Genomic DNA, 16,755 nt, shown 5'->3' with positions numbered 1-16,755 from the left:
TAAAATTTAGTTAATATTAAATTTGGGGTTGATAACAAATTTTTATAAACTGCTTTGTGGTATTTGGTCTTTTTAGTTGAAAATTGGGAGTGGAATACTCTGATAATTTGTAGGCATTGAAAAGTAAATTATTGCTAGGGTTTTTGAAATTTACAGAATTTAATTATAATAGTTTTCTATGTGTTTTTTTATAATACAAACTTGTTAATTTCCCTGTTTTATATCATTAATTTTTATCATTTTTATTAATTTATTAATTTATTAAGAAACATTGTAAAATGAATCTGCTTAAAATTAATCAGATTTGATATGCTTATTTTACGGAAAAAATGGCTTTTTTTTACGGTTTTTTAGAAGTGTTTAACCGTGTTTTATAATAATCAAAACAAACCAAATGAATTTAAATTATTGATTTTCAATTATTTAAAAAATATATTAATAATTTTATCACCTTAAAATCATGAAATTGTTAAATTTATAATAGGCTAAAAAGTAAACAAAAATTGAAAATTATGAAATAAAAACCTGCAAAACAGTTCCGTTCCCTGGTGAAGATTTTAGTTTAATAACACCATTAATTAATGATACACGTTCACGAATATTATGAATTCCGATTCCGTTTAATTTTTTTGAAATTTTAAACCCTTTGCCATCATCTTTTATTTCTAAATAAAGTTGACTGTTTTCAGTTTTTGATAGTAAAACTTCACAAGTTTTTGCTTCTGCATGTTTGTGTACATTAGACAAGGATTCTTGTATAATTCGGTAGATATTTATTTTATTGATATTTTCAATTTCATTCCATACTTCTGCATCAGAGCATTTAAAATAAAAATGCGTTAAGCCTAGTGAATTTGTGTCTTCTACTAAAGTTTGAATCAAATCAGTAAAATCATTGCTATTAAATAGAGTATTTCGTTTTAAATCATGAGAAAGCGATCGAATTTCATTTTCAATTTCCTGTAAATTAAAAATGTAGCCTTTTCGTTTTTCTACTATTTCCTCGGTGTTTTTATTATTAAAAAAACCCAAATTCATTCGAACACTATACAAACGATTCATAATACCATCATGAAGTTCTTTGGCAATGATCGACTTTTCTTGTTCTTTTGCTAATACAATTCTTTCTTGTTGTTTATTTAATAAATCATTCAATTCTTCATTCGCTAATGTTTGATGTTTTAAGTAATAAAGTTCTTTGTTTTTAGAGTGAATATATCTTATGATAAGCAGAATAAACAATACTAAAACTATGATTCCGGCAACTAAGATAATACGTTCATTGTATTTAGTTAATGCTTTATTTTCATCCTGTAATGCTGAAGTTTCATATTCGATACGAGCAAATTTATTTCTGGTTTTGCGTTGTTGTTTAATTATACTGTCATTTACAGAAATGTATAAATTTTTATAATACAAATTGTTATCACTTATTTCAGAGAGCAATAATAATGATTTTAATAATTCATGCTGGTTACCAAACTCTCTTGAAATTTTATAAGCCTCTTTTAAATGTTCGTATGCTGTTGAAGTATCTTTAGTAAGCAGAAAAAACTCTCCTAAATGTATCTTTGTATAAATTATTCCGGTATTATCATTTAAACTATCTGAAATTTTTAATGACTCGTTTAACAAATCTTCAACTTCTCTAAAATCACCGCTTTTCATTTTAGAATAAGCCAAATTGCTCATAATAACTGCATAATAAGCCGGCCATTTCGTTTTATTTTCCTGATTTAATAAAGGTTTTAAAAGAGAAATTGATTTTTCATATTGTCCTTGAATATCGTATAAATTACAAATATTAATGACCGAAGCAATGTTATAATTATTGATTATATCTTTGTCTTTATTATTTTTTTTTAAAATATCTAATTCTCTTAAAGCCAAATTATGATAATGTAGTGCTTGCTCATAATTTTCTAATTTTTCAAGACAATTTCCCATCAATGTATAACAGGAATATTTGAGTTTATATTTATTAGATTTTTTTAAAACAAATAAAGCTTTAGACACTTCTATTTCACTTTCTAAATAATTTCCGGAATAAAATAAAACATACGCTTTGTTGAATTTCATTCTACCAACTCGTTCTGCATCGCCAATTAAGTCATAAACGTTTTCAGCTTTTAGATAGTAATAAAAGGCACTGTCTTTGTCAGTTTTTTCAAAAGTATCACCAATGTAATAATAGGATTTTGCCAATAAAGCGGAATCTTTAGCGGTTTTCGATAGGTTCAAAGCTTTCCGACTGTATTCGTAAGATTTCTGATTCAAAGAAAGATAGTAGAACTCTTCCGCTAGCACTAAAAATTCATTTATGGTAAGTGAATCATTTTCTTTGAGCGATAATAATTTCCCAACTGAATCAAGGTAAATCGCTTTTTCATTGTGATTTAAACCACTAAAATAGACCTCGTCAAAAAATTTTTGATTGAAAAAATTTTGATTAGTTGAATTATCATTTTTGCATCCTATTATTAAAAATAGTAAGAATAGAAGAAAAAATATGTTAGAATTCAAATTTAATTTATTGAGTTTAATTTAGTAAAAATAGAAAAAAAAGCCACACGATTGATGTGTAGCTTTTAAATAAATGTTGATTATCCTTTATCTTTTGGATTAATAGGATTTCCTTCGGCATCATAAATAATTTCTGTGGAAGAAACTCCATTATCTTGATTGTTTTCTTGAAAATCATCTGAGCTGCAAGAAATTAATAAACACATTGCACTCATTAGTCCGAAAATTGTAATTGTTGTCTTCATAATTTTGTTATTTTATTTCGTTAAATTTGAGGTCTAAGCTAGATAAATAACACAGCTTCATTTTACGGACTTTCCGTAATTTTACTTATATTTGACATAGATTTTAACTTATTCGATTTAAATAAATGTGGTTATGGAAAATAACAATACAATTCTTATAGTCGATGATCATCCGATGACAGTTGATAGCTATATCAATCTTTTAAGTGATGTAGATGGTTTAAGTAATGCTTGTTTTTTAAAATCTTTCAGTAGCCAAGACGCTTTTCAAAAGATTAATTTTTGCAATGCTCAAAATGGCAAAATTGATTTAACTCTTTTAGATATAAACCTTCCTCCTTTTGAAGAATATAATATTTTTAGCGGAATTGAATTAGGAAAATTAATCAAACTGCGATTTCCAGAATGTAAATTGATTTTTTTAACGATGCGAAGTGAGCCGCTTTTGGTTGATAAAGTCCTAAAAGATTTGTGTCCGGAAGGATTTATTTCGAAGAATGATATCAATTTTGAAACATTTCCGCAGATTTGTAAAAAAATTGTTGAAGGAGATTTTTATCGAAGTGAAACCATCATCAATTCGCAACGCGAACTTTTCAAACGAAATATCAATTGGGATGTTTATGATAGTCAAATTCTTCTTTTGATTGCTGATGGTGTAAAGACGATTAATATACCTGAATATGTACCGCTTTCAATGAGTTCTATTGAAAAAAGAAAAGCGAACATCAAAGCTCAACTCATTAACGGAGTTGGAAATGACAAAGAATTAATTCATTCTGCCAAAAGATTAGGCTTGATTTAATTACGAAGCTGGATTAACAATTTTATCAATTTGTTGGTATAATTGTCCGTCACTCAAAATTGCTCCTTGTTGGATAATGTCAAAAATAGCGGCATTTCGCTCGCCTTGGTATTCTTTTCGACCAACGTGAATATCGATTAAATCAGTAAACATATTTTTTACCATCCATTCCAAACCTTGTGAAGTCATAAAATCTACTTCGGGTTCCAATGTTTTCAAAACAATGGATTTGACTTCTTTTTCCAAACAATGAAACATAAAAATATGGTTTTTAGAAAAATGCTCTAAATAATTGGTTTGAGCTAAAACACCTTCCCAAATTAAATCTGAGAAAACGTCCAATTCTTGCTCGGCAATTTCAGGTTTATTGGTTTTAATTTCATCCCATTCTTTTTTATCAATGGATTGTGTAGCTAAAAAATTAGCAAATTCTTGATGAAGGGCTTCGAATTGTTCTTTGGTTAGTCTACTGTATTTCATTTTTCTCGCTTTTTATTGTCTCGCAAAGTCGCAAAGACGCAAATTTTTGATAACTTTAATTTTATTCTATTTCATTTTTATACATCGTCGAACTTTATTTCTCGCTTTTTTTTTCTCGCAAAGTCGCAGAGACGCAAAGTTTTAAAGTCACATATATTTTTGTTTTTTTTATTTAAAGACCATTTGCAATTCTGGTAATGCCGTTTTTAATTAATGGAACATTAAAATTCACTATTAAACCTAATTTACAATGTGTGATTTTTAAATAGGTCAAAAGTTGTTTTGGGGTAACTGTTGATAGTTGTTCGACTGATTTTAGTTCAACAATTACTTTTTCTTCTACAATTAAATCCGCTCTGAAACCAATATCCATAACCAATTCATCCCAATAAACCGGTAGTGCTTTTTGTCTTTCAACATTTAACCCTAATTTCGTTAACTCATAATATAAAATCTCTTCGTAAACACTTTCTAACAAACCGGGTCCTAGTTTTTTATGTATTTTAAAACATAAATCTACAATAATTGTGGCTATTTCGTTTTCTGTCATATTTATTTTTTCTTACTGGTAGTTTTTGTTTGTTTCTCGCATTTTTTTGTTTCTCGCAAAGACGCAAAGACGCAAAATAAATATTGCTGATAAAATCTTTTTTTAAACTTGCAGTTATAATGTCAAAACTAATAAATAAAATCTCTTCGTCTTTAAAACTTTGCGACTTTGCGACTTTGCGAGAAAAATAATATTCATCTTTGTACGAAACAAATTATTCATTATCTAGTCAAAATGTTGACATCTCAAAAACTTTGCGTCTCTGCGTCTTTGCGAGGAACTTAATACAACGTTGTGAGAAACAAAATTTAACCGATAACATCTAGCTTAGCAAACCGCAGCAACAACTTTTTTATCCCACCCACATCAAATTTAATCTCGGCTTTTTTATCGGCTCCTACTCCTTCGAGGTTTAAAACTTGCCCTTTACCGAATCGTTCGTGCATTACGATGTTACCGGGAACTAAACCAGAATCAAATAAATTATTCCCTGATGGTGCGTTACCGGAAACGGGTTTTAATTTTCTAATTGTTGACGAAGGTTCTTCGCCATATTTTTTGGGTGGCGTTCCATTAGTTGGTTTCGCCAATCGCAATCTTGATTTGTCCACATCGCCAAAAATATCATTGTCAATCATTGGTTTGTAGCGATAACCGGTTTCTACTGCACTGATATATTCTAAATAGCGATCGTCAATTTCTTCGATAAAACGAGAAGGTTCGCTGTCCATTAATTTTCCCCAACGATAACGAGATTGAGCATAGGTTAAATAGGCTTGATGTTCAGCTCGGGTTAATGCGACATAAAACAAACGTCGTTCTTCTTCCAATTCGCTACGTGTATTTAAACTCATTGCACTTGGAAACAAATCCTCTTCCATTCCAACGACAAAAACGGTTGGAAATTCTAATCCTTTGGCTAAGTGAATGGTCATTAAAGCTACTCGATCATCGTCGCCGGTATCTTTGTCTAAATCGGTTGCTAAGGCTACATCTTCTAAAAATTCTGATAATGCTCCTCGTGCTCCATCAATTTCTTTTTGTCCTTCGATGAAGTCTTTGATACCGTTGAGTAATTCTTCGATGTTTTCAATTCTCGCAATTCCTTCCGGAGTTCCGTCTTTTTTGAGTTCTTGCACCAAACCGGTTTTTTTAGAAACGTGATCGGCAAGAAAAAAAGCATCTTGGTTTTCGTTGATGACTTGAAAACTTTTAATCATCATCACAAAATCTTCCAGTTTTCGTTTGGTTCCGGAATTGAGTTTGAGGTCAATTTTATCAATATTTTCCATTACTTCAAAAATGGAACGCTTGTAATGATTGGCTGCAACAGTTAATTTTTCTATCGTACTGTCACCAATTCCACGAGCAGGATAATTGATTACTCGCACCAATGCTTCTTCATCTTTTGGATTAATAACCAATCGTAAATAACACAAAACATCTTTGATTTCTTTACGTTGGTAAAAGGATAATCCGCCGTAAATTCGGTATGGAATGTCACGTTTTCGCAACGCATCTTCCATCGCACGGGATTGAGCATTGGTTCGATATAAAATAGCGAATTCACCGTTTTTCATTTGGTTTCGCATTTTTTCATCGAAGATTGTTGAAGCGACGAATCGACCTTCTTCACCATCTGTAATGCTGCGATTGACTTTTATTTTTGGACCGTCTTGATTGTGCGTCCAAACGACTTTGTCCAATTTGGTTTTATTTTTATCGATGATGGAATTCGCTGCTTCGACAATATTTTTAGTCGAACGATAATTTTGCTCTAAGCGAAATAATTGCACATCAGCATAATCTTTCTGGAAATTCAGAATGTTGTTGATGTTGGCTCCACGAAACGCATAAATACTTTGAGCATCATCACCCACCACACAAATATTTTGAAAACGATCAGACAATGCTCGAACGATTAAATACTGTGAGTGGTTGGTATCTTGGTACTCATCCACCAAAATATAGCGAAAACGATCTTGGTATTTGGCCAACACATCCGGAAAACGATTCAGTAATTCGTTGGTTTTTAATAACAAATCATCAAAATCCATTGCTCCCGATTTGAAACAGCGTTCTACATAATTGTTGTAGATTTCACCTATTCGTGGTTTTTTGCTCATCGCATCTTGTTCCATCAATTCCGGATTATTGAAATAGGCTTTTACGGTGATTAATGAATTTTTATAGGATGAAATTCGGCTAAAAACTTGTTTTGGTTTGTAAATATCTTTGTCCAGTTGCATTTCTTTGATGATGGCTCCGATTAAGCGAACACTATCCTGAGCATCATAAATGGTGAAATTGCTTGGATAACCTAATTTTTCAGCTTCAATACGAAGAATTTTAGCAAAAACGGAATGAAACGTTCCCATCCAAAGGTTCTTAGCTTCGTTGCTGCCCACGATATCGGAGATACGTTTCTTCATTTCGCGAGCCGCTTTGTTGGTAAACGTGAGCGATAAAATGTTGAACGCATCAACTCCAAGGCTCATTAAATAGGCAATTCGCATCGTGAGCACACGTGTTTTTCCTGATCCTGCACCGGCGATCACAATCATTGGTCCGTCTTTTTGTAGCACGGGTGCACGTTGAGCTTCGTTGAGTTGATTTATATATTCTTGTATCATAGTTTTTTTAGCAAAGCTCAAAAATAAGCTTACTTATGATTTATTACAATTAAAATTGTAACGAATTATCAACTAAAATTCTATTTTTGCAGTAAACGTTCTAGCCCCGATTGAAGTGGAAAACATTTTTTTGGAAAATCTATTTTTTCTTGGCAAAAAAAAGCGACCAGCGGAAGCTCTTTTTTTGGCATTAGAAAAAAAGATTTTGCGAAAAAATTTTGGAACGGAAAGCGGGAAATAGCTCCAAATTTAAAAACTAAAAAATATGGAATCAATTAAGTGGATTGAACTTTTATCGTATACTTTGCCGGCGATTATTACCGGAATTGTGGCTTATTCATTTTTTCATTTGCATCATAAAGGTCTGGAAGACAGGCGAAAACATTTGATGCGAAAGGCGTTGCAAAAGGAGTCGTTACCGATTCGTTTACAGGCGTATGAGCGAATGGTTTTGTATTTGGAACGAATAAATCCGGCGAAATTGTTGATTCGCGTGGCACCGTATTCGGATGATAAAAACACGTATGAAAACCAATTAATTCAGCAAATTGAGCAAGAATTTGAGCATAATTTGACGCAACAAATTTATATCACGGAAGAGTGTTGGACGGTGATTACGACCGCAAAAAACACGATTATTCAATCGATTAGAAAGTCGAATATGAGTGACCGTGTGGATTCTTCACACAAGTTGAGAGAGGTGATTTTGAGTGATTTATTAGACAAGCAATCGCCTAGTTATGTGGCAATTAGCTATTTAAAATTTGAGGTGATTCAGATGATGAGTTAGTTTTCGAGTAATCGTTTTAACTGACCTTGTTCGGCGGAATTTAACGTTGGCAACATATCCTGAAAGAACTTTTTGTGTCGTTCGGTTTTGATTAATTCCCGAATTTGATTGCGTGCAAAAAGTGTAAACTGCCATTTGTGATGTGTGGTGGCGTTGACCAAATTTTGAAGAATATTTTGGTCGTTTGGATTCAGAAAAAGCAAATTTGTTAACGCATTTTGGCGTATTGAACTTTCGTATTTTGGAGAAGAATAATTTAGTAACTCATCATAAAAATTCACTTTGTTATTAACTTCGTAACCTTCTGAAATTAAGGCTAATGTGAGCCAAAGAATTCGTAAATTCTTATCATTAAATCCGACCCAATTTTTTGACAAATTGAGATAGTATTCTTGACGTTCGGGGAATAATTTCCATAACGTTCCAAGTGCAATTTCTTTGGTGATATAAGAATCATCGTTGAGTAACGTTTCATATTCGGACTGAAAATTACGTGGAATTTCGATCATAATGCGAGAAACAGCTTGTCGAATTTTTATGTTTTTGGATGCTAATGCGAGGTCTAACAATTGTTCCTTTTCTTCAAACGGAATTTCTGCCAATTGAAAAATGACCTCTTCTTTGATGGGATAAAAATCGTTGCTTTTTAAAATGGTTTCAAACAATGCTGCCTTTTCAGCAAATGGTTTTGGTTGTAGTTGAACCAACTCCAAATACGATTTCATAAAGGCATTTTTCTTTAGTAAGTCGAGAGCTTGATTGACTTCAAAACCTGATTTTTCAAGCCAATTTTGTTGAAAAGTTGCTGTGTCAAAATTGGAAACTGCGTTGACTTCTTTTAGAAAATTAGTTGTATTGACGTTTCTAAAACCATATTTTTTCAGGTAATTTTTGACTGCTTTTTGAAAATTTTCAGCTCCGATGTTTTCACGTAAATAATGCAAAGCCCAAGCTCCTTTTTGGTAAAATGTGAGCGAACTTGCTTTTTCATTTAGTAATGGAATAGTATCAGTTTTGGAGGCTTTTTGCAAACGCTCGGCCATTTCATACAATTCCCATTGAAAATAATCGTCGCCAAAAAGTTCTTTTTCAGACAACAAAGCATAGTAAGTGGCGAATCCTTCCTGCAACCAATGGTGTTTTCCGGTTTCGGCCGTGATGAGATTGCCAAACCATTGGTGAGCGAGTTCGTGTGCGTTGACGTTGATATACGTTTTGTCATTAAAACCGATATCATCCACCACAAAATCTTGTGAAAAAATGGTGGAAGTGGTGTTTTCCATACCGGAATACAAAAAATCACGAACGGGCACTTGTCGATAAATTTCCCAAGGATACTTCACGTCTATTTCTTGTTCAAAAAAATCGAAAATTTGAGTGGTGTATTTGTACGTTGTTTCAAATTTATTAGCATCTTTTTGATCTAAATAAAATTCTAATGGCGTTCCCGATTTGGTTTTAGTGGTTTGTTTGGTGAATTTTCCGATTGCCATCATTACTAAATAGGACGACATGGGTTTGGACATCTGATAGTTCCAATTTTTGATATTGCTATTGTTATTGATATTTTTCAACTTTCCATTTGATAAAACTGTAAATTTTTCATCAAATTCAATCGATAAATTAAAGATGATTTTCTCGTTCACATCATCAAAACTAGGCAACCAATGACTCGTGTATTTTCCTTGACCTTGCGTCCAAATTTGTAAATTTTCGCCTTCTCCAATAAAATAAAGAGTTTGTTTTGGAATGGCTTTGTAATTAAAAGTAAGCGTGTTTTTTCCTTTTTTAAAACCTTCAAATAATTGTAACGCTTTTTGTGAATTTTTGAAATTTACTGATTTTCCGTTGATTTTTATGTTAAAAAATTCCATTCGAATAGCATCAATTGCAATCGTATCAATGGAAGACAAAACCTGAAATTCGTAGTTTACTTCACCTGAAATTGATTTTTCAATCGGATTCGGTGTTAAAGTGGCATGTACCGTTTTGAAATCAACTTTTTGAGATTGTTGAGCGAAATTGATGGAGAAAAAAAGTAAAAAAAGGTACCGCATGAATTTTTTAAATGATAAACAAAGATACATAGTTTCGTTTTGATGATTTATAAGTTTAAGAAAATCAATAGAAATTTAAAAATTCAGCCAAATAACTCCACAAAAAAAGCCTCGAGTTTCCTCGAAGCTTTGAATTTCTGGGTGAAAGACGGGTCTCGAACCCGCGACCTTCGGAACCACAATCCGACGCTCTAACCAACTGAGCTACAATCACCATTTGTTTTTGCGAGTGCAAATATAGTGTAAACCTTTAATTTTACAAAGATTTTTACAATAATTTACATTAAATCTTCTAAGCTGTTGACAGCCACATATCTTTCAACTGTAAATCCTTCTGCAAAATCAGTTCCGATAAGTCTTCCCAAGTCTTGCGAACGGTATTTTATGCTGTCTAAAAAATTTTGAGTGGCTATAGGTGTAACCTTTTCATTAGATTTTGGATTATAGAATTGCGAATCATACGCCATAATTGCTTCCACTTTTTTATCCATAAATCCTGTTATATCAACCACAAAATCAGGTTTTAAATCTTTCCATTGAATGTAATGATAAACAACATTTGGTCGCCAAGCTTCTTGGTTTTCGCCATCCAAAACGGTTTCAATTCGTTTTAAGCCGGATAAAAAACAAGCATCAGAAACCAATTTTGCTCCTTTTCCGTGATCAATATGACGGTCATCCACCGCATTGCATAATACTATTTTTGGTCGGTATTTGCGAATCATTTTTATCACTTGCATTTGATGTTCTTCATCATTTTTGAAAAAACCATCCCGCATTTTTAGGTTTTCACGAACAGAAATTCCTAAAATTTCGGTAGCTTTTGCTGCTTCTTTGTAACGGATTTCTACTGAGCCACGTGTTCCTAATTCGCCTTCGGTTAAATCGATGATTCCGACTTTTCTTCCTAACGAAATTTCTTTAGCTAATGTTCCTGCACAACCTAATTCCACATCATCCGGATGGGCTCCAAAAGCCAAAATATCAACTTGATTATTCATTTTATAAAATGGATTTCATGATTTGTGATTTATGTTCGGTTTCAAAAAATTCATTCTCCGGATTACTTTCTCCGGTGATTCCACAACCGACATAAATGTTTATTTTATTCTCTTCAACTTCTAAACAACGTAAATTTACAAAAAGATTGGCAGATGCTTCTTCTTCATTCCATAAACCTAAATAACCGGCATAAAATTTTCGGTCATAATTTTCATTTTCTGAAATGAACTGCAATGCTTTTTCTTTTGGAAAACCACAAACTGCAGGCGTTGGATGTAAATTTTGAATGATATTTTTGGTGTTTTCTATCGAATGAACTTCACCTGAAATAATTGTTTTTAAATGAACTAACGAACCGGCTTCTACTGTGAATGGTTCTGAAACTTTTACAGAAAGCACTTCTTTGTGCAAGTTATCTAAAATATAATCCGTCACAATTTGTTGTTCCTGAATTTCTTTTGACGACCATTTTTCAAAACTATTTTTTTGATGTGTTCCTGCCAATGAAACGGTTTCAAAATGATTGTTTTCCACTTTAATCAATTGTTCCGGTGTGGCTCCCATCCAACAACCAATTTTCGGATGAAAAAACAAATAGCGAAAAGCTGTTGGATAACGATTGGCTAAACGCGAAAAAGTTTCAATCAACTCAATCTTTTTTTCAATTTCAATTTTTCTGGAAAGAACAACTTTTTCAAAATTGCCATTTTGTATTGAATTTAAAGCTTTTTGAACAATATCTTCGAAATGCTTCTTTTCATTTTCAGAATAATTTATCAAAACTTCAGTCTGATTTGCAGAATCAAAACTAAATTCTTCTTCCATAAAATCTGAACCCTCAGAAGGAATTATATGTTTTTCATCATCAAAAGAGACAAAAACAAATCCGCTTTGACCTTTAAAATCGTAAATAAAATCATCCTTTTGAAATAAACCATAAAGTTTGTTTTGATTCGGAAGTAAATACAAAACAAAAGGCAATCTTAATTCCAAGTGCTTTTTTACTTTATCCAACATCGTTAGTGATTGTTTTTAGGTAAAACAATGTTTGACAATTTGCAAAGACAGATTAGTTTTCCTTCTTCATCTTCAATTTTAATTTCCCACAGATGAATACTTCTTCCTTGATGAATAATTTTGGCAGTGGCAAAAACAGTTCCTTCTCGTTTACTACGTAAATGGTTTGCAGAAATTTCAATGCCACGCACTTCTTGTTTTTCGGCATTCACAAATAACATCGAAGCGGCACTTCCTACACTTTCTGCCAAGGCAACCGAAGCTCCGCCGTGCAACAATCCCATCGGTTGATGAATACGTGAATTTACCGGCATTTTGGCTTTTAAAAAATCTTCTCCCACATCAACAAACTCAATTTCAAGGGTTTCCATTAATGTGTTTTTACTAAAATCGTTGCACGTTTGAAGAATTTTGGCTTTGTCAAGTGTCATCTTATCTATTTTTGGGTAAAAATAAAGATTTTTAAAAGGTGTATAAACTAAAATACTCTTAAATTCGTTTTATAATTTGTTTTTGCTAATTCAATTTAATGGTTAATTTTACCAAAAATCAGACTCATGCGTAATTTACTTTTTCTATTTTTTATTATTTCTGCCATTTCACTGACTTCTTGTCGAAATGATTTTGAATTTAAACCCAGTTCTGGTGGATTAGAATTTTCAAGAGATACTGTTTATTTTGATACTGTTTTCAGTAATATTGGCTCAAGTACATATACATTAAAAGTGTACAACCGTTCGGATGAAGATATTAGTATTCCATCCATTCGTTTAGGAAAAGGATTAGATTCTAAATACCGCATGACCGTTGATGGCATGGTAGGCAACAACCGCATTTTTGAAAATGTGGAAATGCTCGCCAAAGACAGTATGTATATTTTTATTGAAACTACGGTGGATATCTCAGAAGCCAATCCAACCGATTTTTTATATACCGATCAAATACTTTTTGGTCAAGGAACTTCAGAGCAAAAAGTAGAATTGGTTACGTTAATTCAAGATGCTTATTTTCTTTATCCGCAACGTTTTGATGATGGATCATATGAAAATATAAACATTGGTGGAACTCCACAGCGTGGATTTATTTTAGATGAAAACGACCCAATTAACGGAAATGAATACATTTGGAATAATTCAAAACCCTATGTCATTTATGGTTACGCAGCCGTTCCTGCTAACAAAACATTAGTTGTTGAAGCTGGGGCCAGAATTCATTTTCATGCGGAATCAAGTTTGATAATTGGTGACCAAGGTAGTATAAAAGTCAATGGAGGAATTTCTAATAATCCTGATAATCCATTAGAAAGTCATGTCATTTTTCAAGGTGACCGATTAGAACCTTTATATGAAGATGTTCCGGGACAATGGGGAGCAATATGGTTGACACAAGGAAGTAAGAACAATGAGTTTACAAATTGTATTATTAAAAACGGCGTAGTTGGACTTTTAATCGACGGAAACACCGGTTTAACAAATCCTGAAGCTGATGTTAAATTAAGGAACGTGCAAATTTACGATCATTCTAATTTTGGAATTTTAGCAAGAACAGCTTACATTAAAGGTGAAAATGTAGTGATAAACAGTGCCGGAGAAATTGCCTTAGCTTGCTCTTATGGTGGTAAATACAACTTTAATCATTCTACTTTTAATAACAATTGGGCAAGTTCTAGACAAGTTTCTGTGTATTTGAATAATTACATTGAAGGTGCAAATCCTGAAGTGCAGCCTATGGAAGAAGCGACGTTCACCAATTGTATTATTTATGGTTCAAACCAAATTCAAATGTTGATTGATAAGGTTGATCATCCAATATTTGACTATAAATTTGATCATTGTTTGATAAAATTTAATAACATTAACAATGTTTACACGAATAACGAGCTATATCAATTTACTACTGACTCAGAACACTATGTAAATTGTATTATCGCAACAAATAATTCTGTGGCAAATCCTCGGTTTTTAAATGTAAATACAAACAAATTAATTATTGGCGATGATTCTGCTGCCAAAGGAGAAGCAAACCCAAGTTTTTCAACATTACCTGATATTTTAAATCAACCGCGAAATCCACCATTAGATATTGGAGCTTATAATTCGACAGTTTTTGAAGAAGATTAATTACACTAAACTTTTATTTCTGATTATCACATTTTCTCCATTTGTAGAATAGTGATAACTAGAAAAAGATTTATTAATGGCTTTGAAAAAAGGTTCGGAACATCCTTCATCAATCCAATCATGTAATTCAATCAATACAATTTTATTTTTAGGCAACCACTTTTCGAAATTGGTAGAAAAAAGCTGTCTTTCGCTAGTTTCAATATCTATTTTTACAACATCCACTTCATTGAGTGAATATTTTTCAAAAAGGGTATCCATGGATATAGCACTAATAGATCCTTTTTCAATATCTTCTTCTACAACCAAACCCCACTTTCCTGAATTATATTTATCATATACTTTTAATTTGGTATCTTTATTCCAAAGTCCAGAATTTTCACAAAAAATATCATTATAACATGAAATATTAGTCTTTAATAATTCAAAATTTTCAGGATCAGGTTCAATACAAATTATTTTTGCCTCAGGATATCTATTTTTCATTAATACAGCAAACAAACCCACGTTTGAACCACCATCAATAATTACTTTTGGTATTAAATTAAAATCAATATCATATTCTTTTTTAACAAAAACTTGATAGAAAGTTCTAATATCAGAAGTACCAGGTCTTAGTTTAATTGGGTATTTAATTCCAGGCACTTTTAATGAGCTTACGATACCTAATTTTAATTTAAGATAAATTTCTATCCCTTTAATTATTCCAAACTGTCTTCGGTATTGTTTAAATCTACTCATCTATATGTTTTTATTCTATTTAATTTCAAGTTGCTAAAATAAGATAAATAATAATAAAAACAACAATTGATTTTGTGTCAGTATAATTTATAAATTTGTTATATTTTTAATTAAATTTTAAAATTATGAAGAATATTTTACTTTCAGCGTTAACAATAATATTGTTATTCTCTTGTGGAAAAAAAGAGGAAACCAAAACAGAAACAACTGTTGTAAAAGACACAACTGTCGTAGAAGAAAATACGTTAACTATTCCAGATTCTACTACAATTAGCAATGCGTGGAATGACTACATGACACCTGGAGAACCTCATAAAATGCTTATATTAGACAGTGGAACATGGAATGAAGAAATGACCATGTGGATGAAGCCAGGTGCAGAACCTACAAAAAACACAATGACAGCAGAATCAAAAATGATTTATGGTGATCGCTTTCAGGAAACTACTCACAAAGGTGATTTTATGGGAATGCCATTTGAAGGAAAAAGCACGTTGGCCTACAACAATGCTTCACAAGAATATACTTCTACTTGGATAGATAATATGAGTACAGGAATTATGGTAATCACTGGGAAATATGATGAAGCAACTAAAACTATCAATTTTTCAGGAACTACAGTCGACCCAGTTACCAAAAAAGAAAAACCAATTCGTGAAACGTACACTTTTGTAGATGAAAACACCCGTAAAATGGAAATGTTTGATGTTGATTATAGTGGAAAAGAATACAAAAGCATGGAAATTATCATGACAAGAAAAAAATAAATTTTTGCTAATTTATATTTTAATAGACTGTTTAACTGACAATCTTTTTACGTTTCTTGCCTGTATCGGCAAAAATTATTACTTTTGAATAGTGATAAATTATTTCTTGCCGATAAAAATCAATCAAAATGAAATATAGTTCTGTTAAAGATTTTGCTATAAAATGGAATATTCCAGAAAGAACAATCCGAAACTATTGTACAAACGGTAAAATTGAAGGTGCTTTTTTAACGGGTAAAACTTGGAACATTCCTCACGACGCAAGTTTACCTGTCAAAAAAAATAAGAAGGAAAACAATCTCTTACTTTTTCAATTAAAAGAGCAAAAAGAAATGAAGTTGAAAGGTGGTATTTATCATCGAACACAAATTGATCTCACTTATAATTCAAACCGCATTGAAGGAAGCCAATTATCACACGAACAAACTCGCTATATTTTTGAAACAAATACAATTGGAATTACCGAAAGTATAAATATTGACGACATCATCGAAACAACAAATCACTTTCGTTGCATAGATTACATCATTGACAAAGCAAATACAAAACTTACAGAACACTTTATCAAAGAACTTCACTATCTATTAAAGTTTGGAACATCAGACAGTAATAAAGATTGGTTTAAAGTGGGAGATTATAAAAAAATGGCAAATGAAGTAGGTGGACATCAAACTTGTCCTCCCGATCAAGTAGCACTTCAAATGAAAAATCTATTGAAAAACTATCATTCAATCGAAAACAAAACAATAATCGACATCATAGATTTTCACTATAAATTTGAAAAAATTCATCCTTTTCAAGATGGAAATGGTCGTGTTGGACGATTAATTATGTTTAAAGAATGTTTAGTAAATAATATTGTGCCTTTCATTATCAACGAATCAATTAAATTTTATTATTATCGAGGACTTAATGAATGGGAAAATATTCCGGAATATTTGACAGATACTTGCCTGTCAGCACAAGATAATTATAAAAATATTCTCAATTATTTTAAGATTCCTTTTTTAGAAAATTAAAATATT

The 16,755-nt window shown here is 31.7% G+C and carries 15 protein-coding genes and 1 tRNA gene; 5 read left to right on the top strand and 11 right to left on the bottom strand.

All coding sequences use genetic code 11. The features are described from left to right. Positions 1–510: 510 nt before the first annotated feature. Both M0M57_RS12705 and M0M57_RS12700 read right to left on the bottom strand, forming a co-directional pair. Positions 511–2,523, bottom strand: coding sequence for a tetratricopeptide repeat-containing sensor histidine kinase (locus M0M57_RS12705; RefSeq protein WP_248433400.1), 2,013 nt, complete (start codon positions 2,521–2,523; stop codon positions 511–513). A gap of 80 nt (positions 2,524–2,603) precedes the next feature. Then, the gene (locus tag M0M57_RS12700) at positions 2,604–2,768 is read right to left on the bottom strand and encodes a hypothetical protein (RefSeq protein WP_248433399.1); all 165 of its coding nucleotides are present in this window, start codon (positions 2,766–2,768) and stop codon (positions 2,604–2,606) included. 133 nt (positions 2,769–2,901) lie between these two features. Between M0M57_RS12700 and M0M57_RS12695 the strand changes: the two genes are divergently transcribed. Further along, complete coding sequence (locus M0M57_RS12695; RefSeq protein WP_248433398.1) at positions 2,902–3,573, top strand: response regulator; 672 nt, start codon at positions 2,902–2,904, stop codon at positions 3,571–3,573. On the opposite strand, the gene M0M57_RS12690 is transcribed toward M0M57_RS12695, so the two are convergent. From M0M57_RS12690 to M0M57_RS12680, 3 genes are all read right to left on the bottom strand, one after another. Then, complete coding sequence (locus tag M0M57_RS12690) at positions 3,574–4,053, bottom strand: DUF6495 family protein (protein WP_248433397.1); 480 nt, start codon at positions 4,051–4,053, stop codon at positions 3,574–3,576. 172 nt (positions 4,054–4,225) lie between these two features. Then, positions 4,226–4,603: a GxxExxY protein gene (locus tag M0M57_RS12685; protein WP_248433396.1), complete on the bottom strand. Its 378-nt coding sequence runs from the start codon at positions 4,601–4,603 to the stop codon at positions 4,226–4,228. A gap of 308 nt (positions 4,604–4,911) precedes the next feature. Beyond that, on the bottom strand, positions 4,912–7,233 hold the full coding sequence (locus M0M57_RS12680) for an ATP-dependent helicase (protein WP_248436757.1): 2,322 nt from the start codon (positions 7,231–7,233) through the stop codon (positions 4,912–4,914). Positions 7,234–7,501: 268 nt separating this feature from the next. Here M0M57_RS12680 and M0M57_RS12675 point away from each other — a divergent pair, with 268 nt between their 5' ends. Next, positions 7,502–8,026, top strand: coding sequence for a DUF7935 family protein (locus M0M57_RS12675; RefSeq protein ID WP_248433395.1), 525 nt, complete (start codon positions 7,502–7,504; stop codon positions 8,024–8,026). On the opposite strand, the gene M0M57_RS12670 is transcribed toward M0M57_RS12675, so the two are convergent. The 5 genes from M0M57_RS12670 to M0M57_RS12650 form a co-directional block, all read right to left on the bottom strand. Next, the gene (locus M0M57_RS12670; protein ID WP_248433394.1) at positions 8,023–10,083 is read right to left on the bottom strand and encodes a M1 family metallopeptidase; all 2,061 of its coding nucleotides are present in this window, start codon (positions 10,081–10,083) and stop codon (positions 8,023–8,025) included. The genes M0M57_RS12675 and M0M57_RS12670 overlap by 4 nt on opposite strands. Before the next feature lie 139 nt (positions 10,084–10,222). Continuing rightward, a tRNA-His gene (locus M0M57_RS12665) sits at positions 10,223–10,298 on the bottom strand. A gap of 63 nt (positions 10,299–10,361) precedes the next feature. After that, positions 10,362–11,084, bottom strand: a complete 723-nt coding sequence (gene bshB1, locus M0M57_RS12660; protein ID WP_248433393.1) for a bacillithiol biosynthesis deacetylase BshB1 — start codon at positions 11,082–11,084, stop codon at positions 10,362–10,364. Position 11,085: 1 nt separating this feature from the next. Beyond that, entirely contained in the window at positions 11,086–12,102 is a 1,017-nt protein-coding gene (locus tag M0M57_RS12655) for a chorismate-binding protein (RefSeq protein ID WP_248433392.1), read from the bottom strand. Positions 12,103–12,104: 2 nt separating this feature from the next. Then, positions 12,105–12,533, bottom strand: a complete 429-nt coding sequence (locus M0M57_RS12650) for a PaaI family thioesterase (RefSeq protein WP_248433391.1) — start codon at positions 12,531–12,533, stop codon at positions 12,105–12,107. 126 nt (positions 12,534–12,659) lie between these two features. Between M0M57_RS12650 and M0M57_RS12645 the strand changes: the two genes are divergently transcribed. After that, positions 12,660–14,222 carry a hypothetical protein gene (locus M0M57_RS12645; protein WP_248433390.1) on the top strand — a complete coding sequence of 521 codons (1,563 nt, stop codon included), beginning with the start codon at positions 12,660–12,662 and terminating at the stop codon, positions 14,220–14,222. On the opposite strand, the gene M0M57_RS12640 is transcribed toward M0M57_RS12645, so the two are convergent. Further along, positions 14,223–14,963, bottom strand: a complete 741-nt coding sequence (locus tag M0M57_RS12640; RefSeq protein ID WP_248433389.1) for an FkbM family methyltransferase — start codon at positions 14,961–14,963, stop codon at positions 14,223–14,225. 125 nt (positions 14,964–15,088) lie between these two features. Between M0M57_RS12640 and M0M57_RS12635 the strand changes: the two genes are divergently transcribed. Together M0M57_RS12635 and M0M57_RS12630 are read left to right on the top strand one after the other, a co-directional pair. Continuing rightward, positions 15,089–15,730 (top strand): DUF1579 domain-containing protein, encoded by a 642-nt coding sequence (locus M0M57_RS12635; protein WP_248433388.1) that lies wholly within the window; start codon positions 15,089–15,091, stop codon positions 15,728–15,730. A 128-nt stretch (positions 15,731–15,858) separates the two neighbouring features. After that, on the top strand, positions 15,859–16,749 hold the full coding sequence (locus M0M57_RS12630) for a Fic family protein (protein ID WP_248433387.1): 891 nt from the start codon (positions 15,859–15,861) through the stop codon (positions 16,747–16,749). Positions 16,750–16,755: the final 6 nt, after the last annotated feature.

This window comes from Flavobacterium azooxidireducens, assembly GCF_023195775.1.
Classification (GTDB): Bacteria; Bacteroidota; Bacteroidia; order Flavobacteriales; family Flavobacteriaceae; genus Flavobacterium; species Flavobacterium azooxidireducens.
Note: the sequence above shows the minus strand (reverse complement) of the source record. Positions and strands in the feature narration are given on the sequence as shown.

Coding starts and splice junctions, on each gene's coding strand:
- M0M57_RS12685 (WP_248433396.1), bottom strand. CDS start 4,603: ATGACAGAAAACGAAATAGCCACAATTATTGTAGATTTATGTTTTAAA.
- M0M57_RS12640 (WP_248433389.1), bottom strand. CDS start 14,963: ATGAGTAGATTTAAACAATACCGAAGACAGTTTGGAATAATTAAAGGG.
- M0M57_RS12650 (WP_248433391.1), bottom strand. CDS start 12,533: ATGACACTTGACAAAGCCAAAATTCTTCAAACGTGCAACGATTTTAGT.
- M0M57_RS12675 (WP_248433395.1), top strand. CDS start 7,502: ATGGAATCAATTAAGTGGATTGAACTTTTATCGTATACTTTGCCGGCG.
- M0M57_RS12635 (WP_248433388.1), top strand. CDS start 15,089: ATGAAGAATATTTTACTTTCAGCGTTAACAATAATATTGTTATTCTCT.
- M0M57_RS12630 (WP_248433387.1), top strand. CDS start 15,859: ATGAAATATAGTTCTGTTAAAGATTTTGCTATAAAATGGAATATTCCA.
- M0M57_RS12645 (WP_248433390.1), top strand. CDS start 12,660: ATGCGTAATTTACTTTTTCTATTTTTTATTATTTCTGCCATTTCACTG.
- M0M57_RS12690 (WP_248433397.1), bottom strand. CDS start 4,053: ATGAAATACAGTAGACTAACCAAAGAACAATTCGAAGCCCTTCATCAA.
- M0M57_RS12695 (WP_248433398.1), top strand. CDS start 2,902: ATGGAAAATAACAATACAATTCTTATAGTCGATGATCATCCGATGACA.
- M0M57_RS12670 (WP_248433394.1), bottom strand. CDS start 10,083: ATGCGGTACCTTTTTTTACTTTTTTTCTCCATCAATTTCGCTCAACAA.
- M0M57_RS12700 (WP_248433399.1), bottom strand. CDS start 2,768: ATGAAGACAACAATTACAATTTTCGGACTAATGAGTGCAATGTGTTTA.
- M0M57_RS12655 (WP_248433392.1), bottom strand. CDS start 12,102: ATGTTGGATAAAGTAAAAAAGCACTTGGAATTAAGATTGCCTTTTGTT.
- bshB1 (WP_248433393.1), bottom strand. CDS start 11,084: ATGAATAATCAAGTTGATATTTTGGCTTTTGGAGCCCATCCGGATGAT.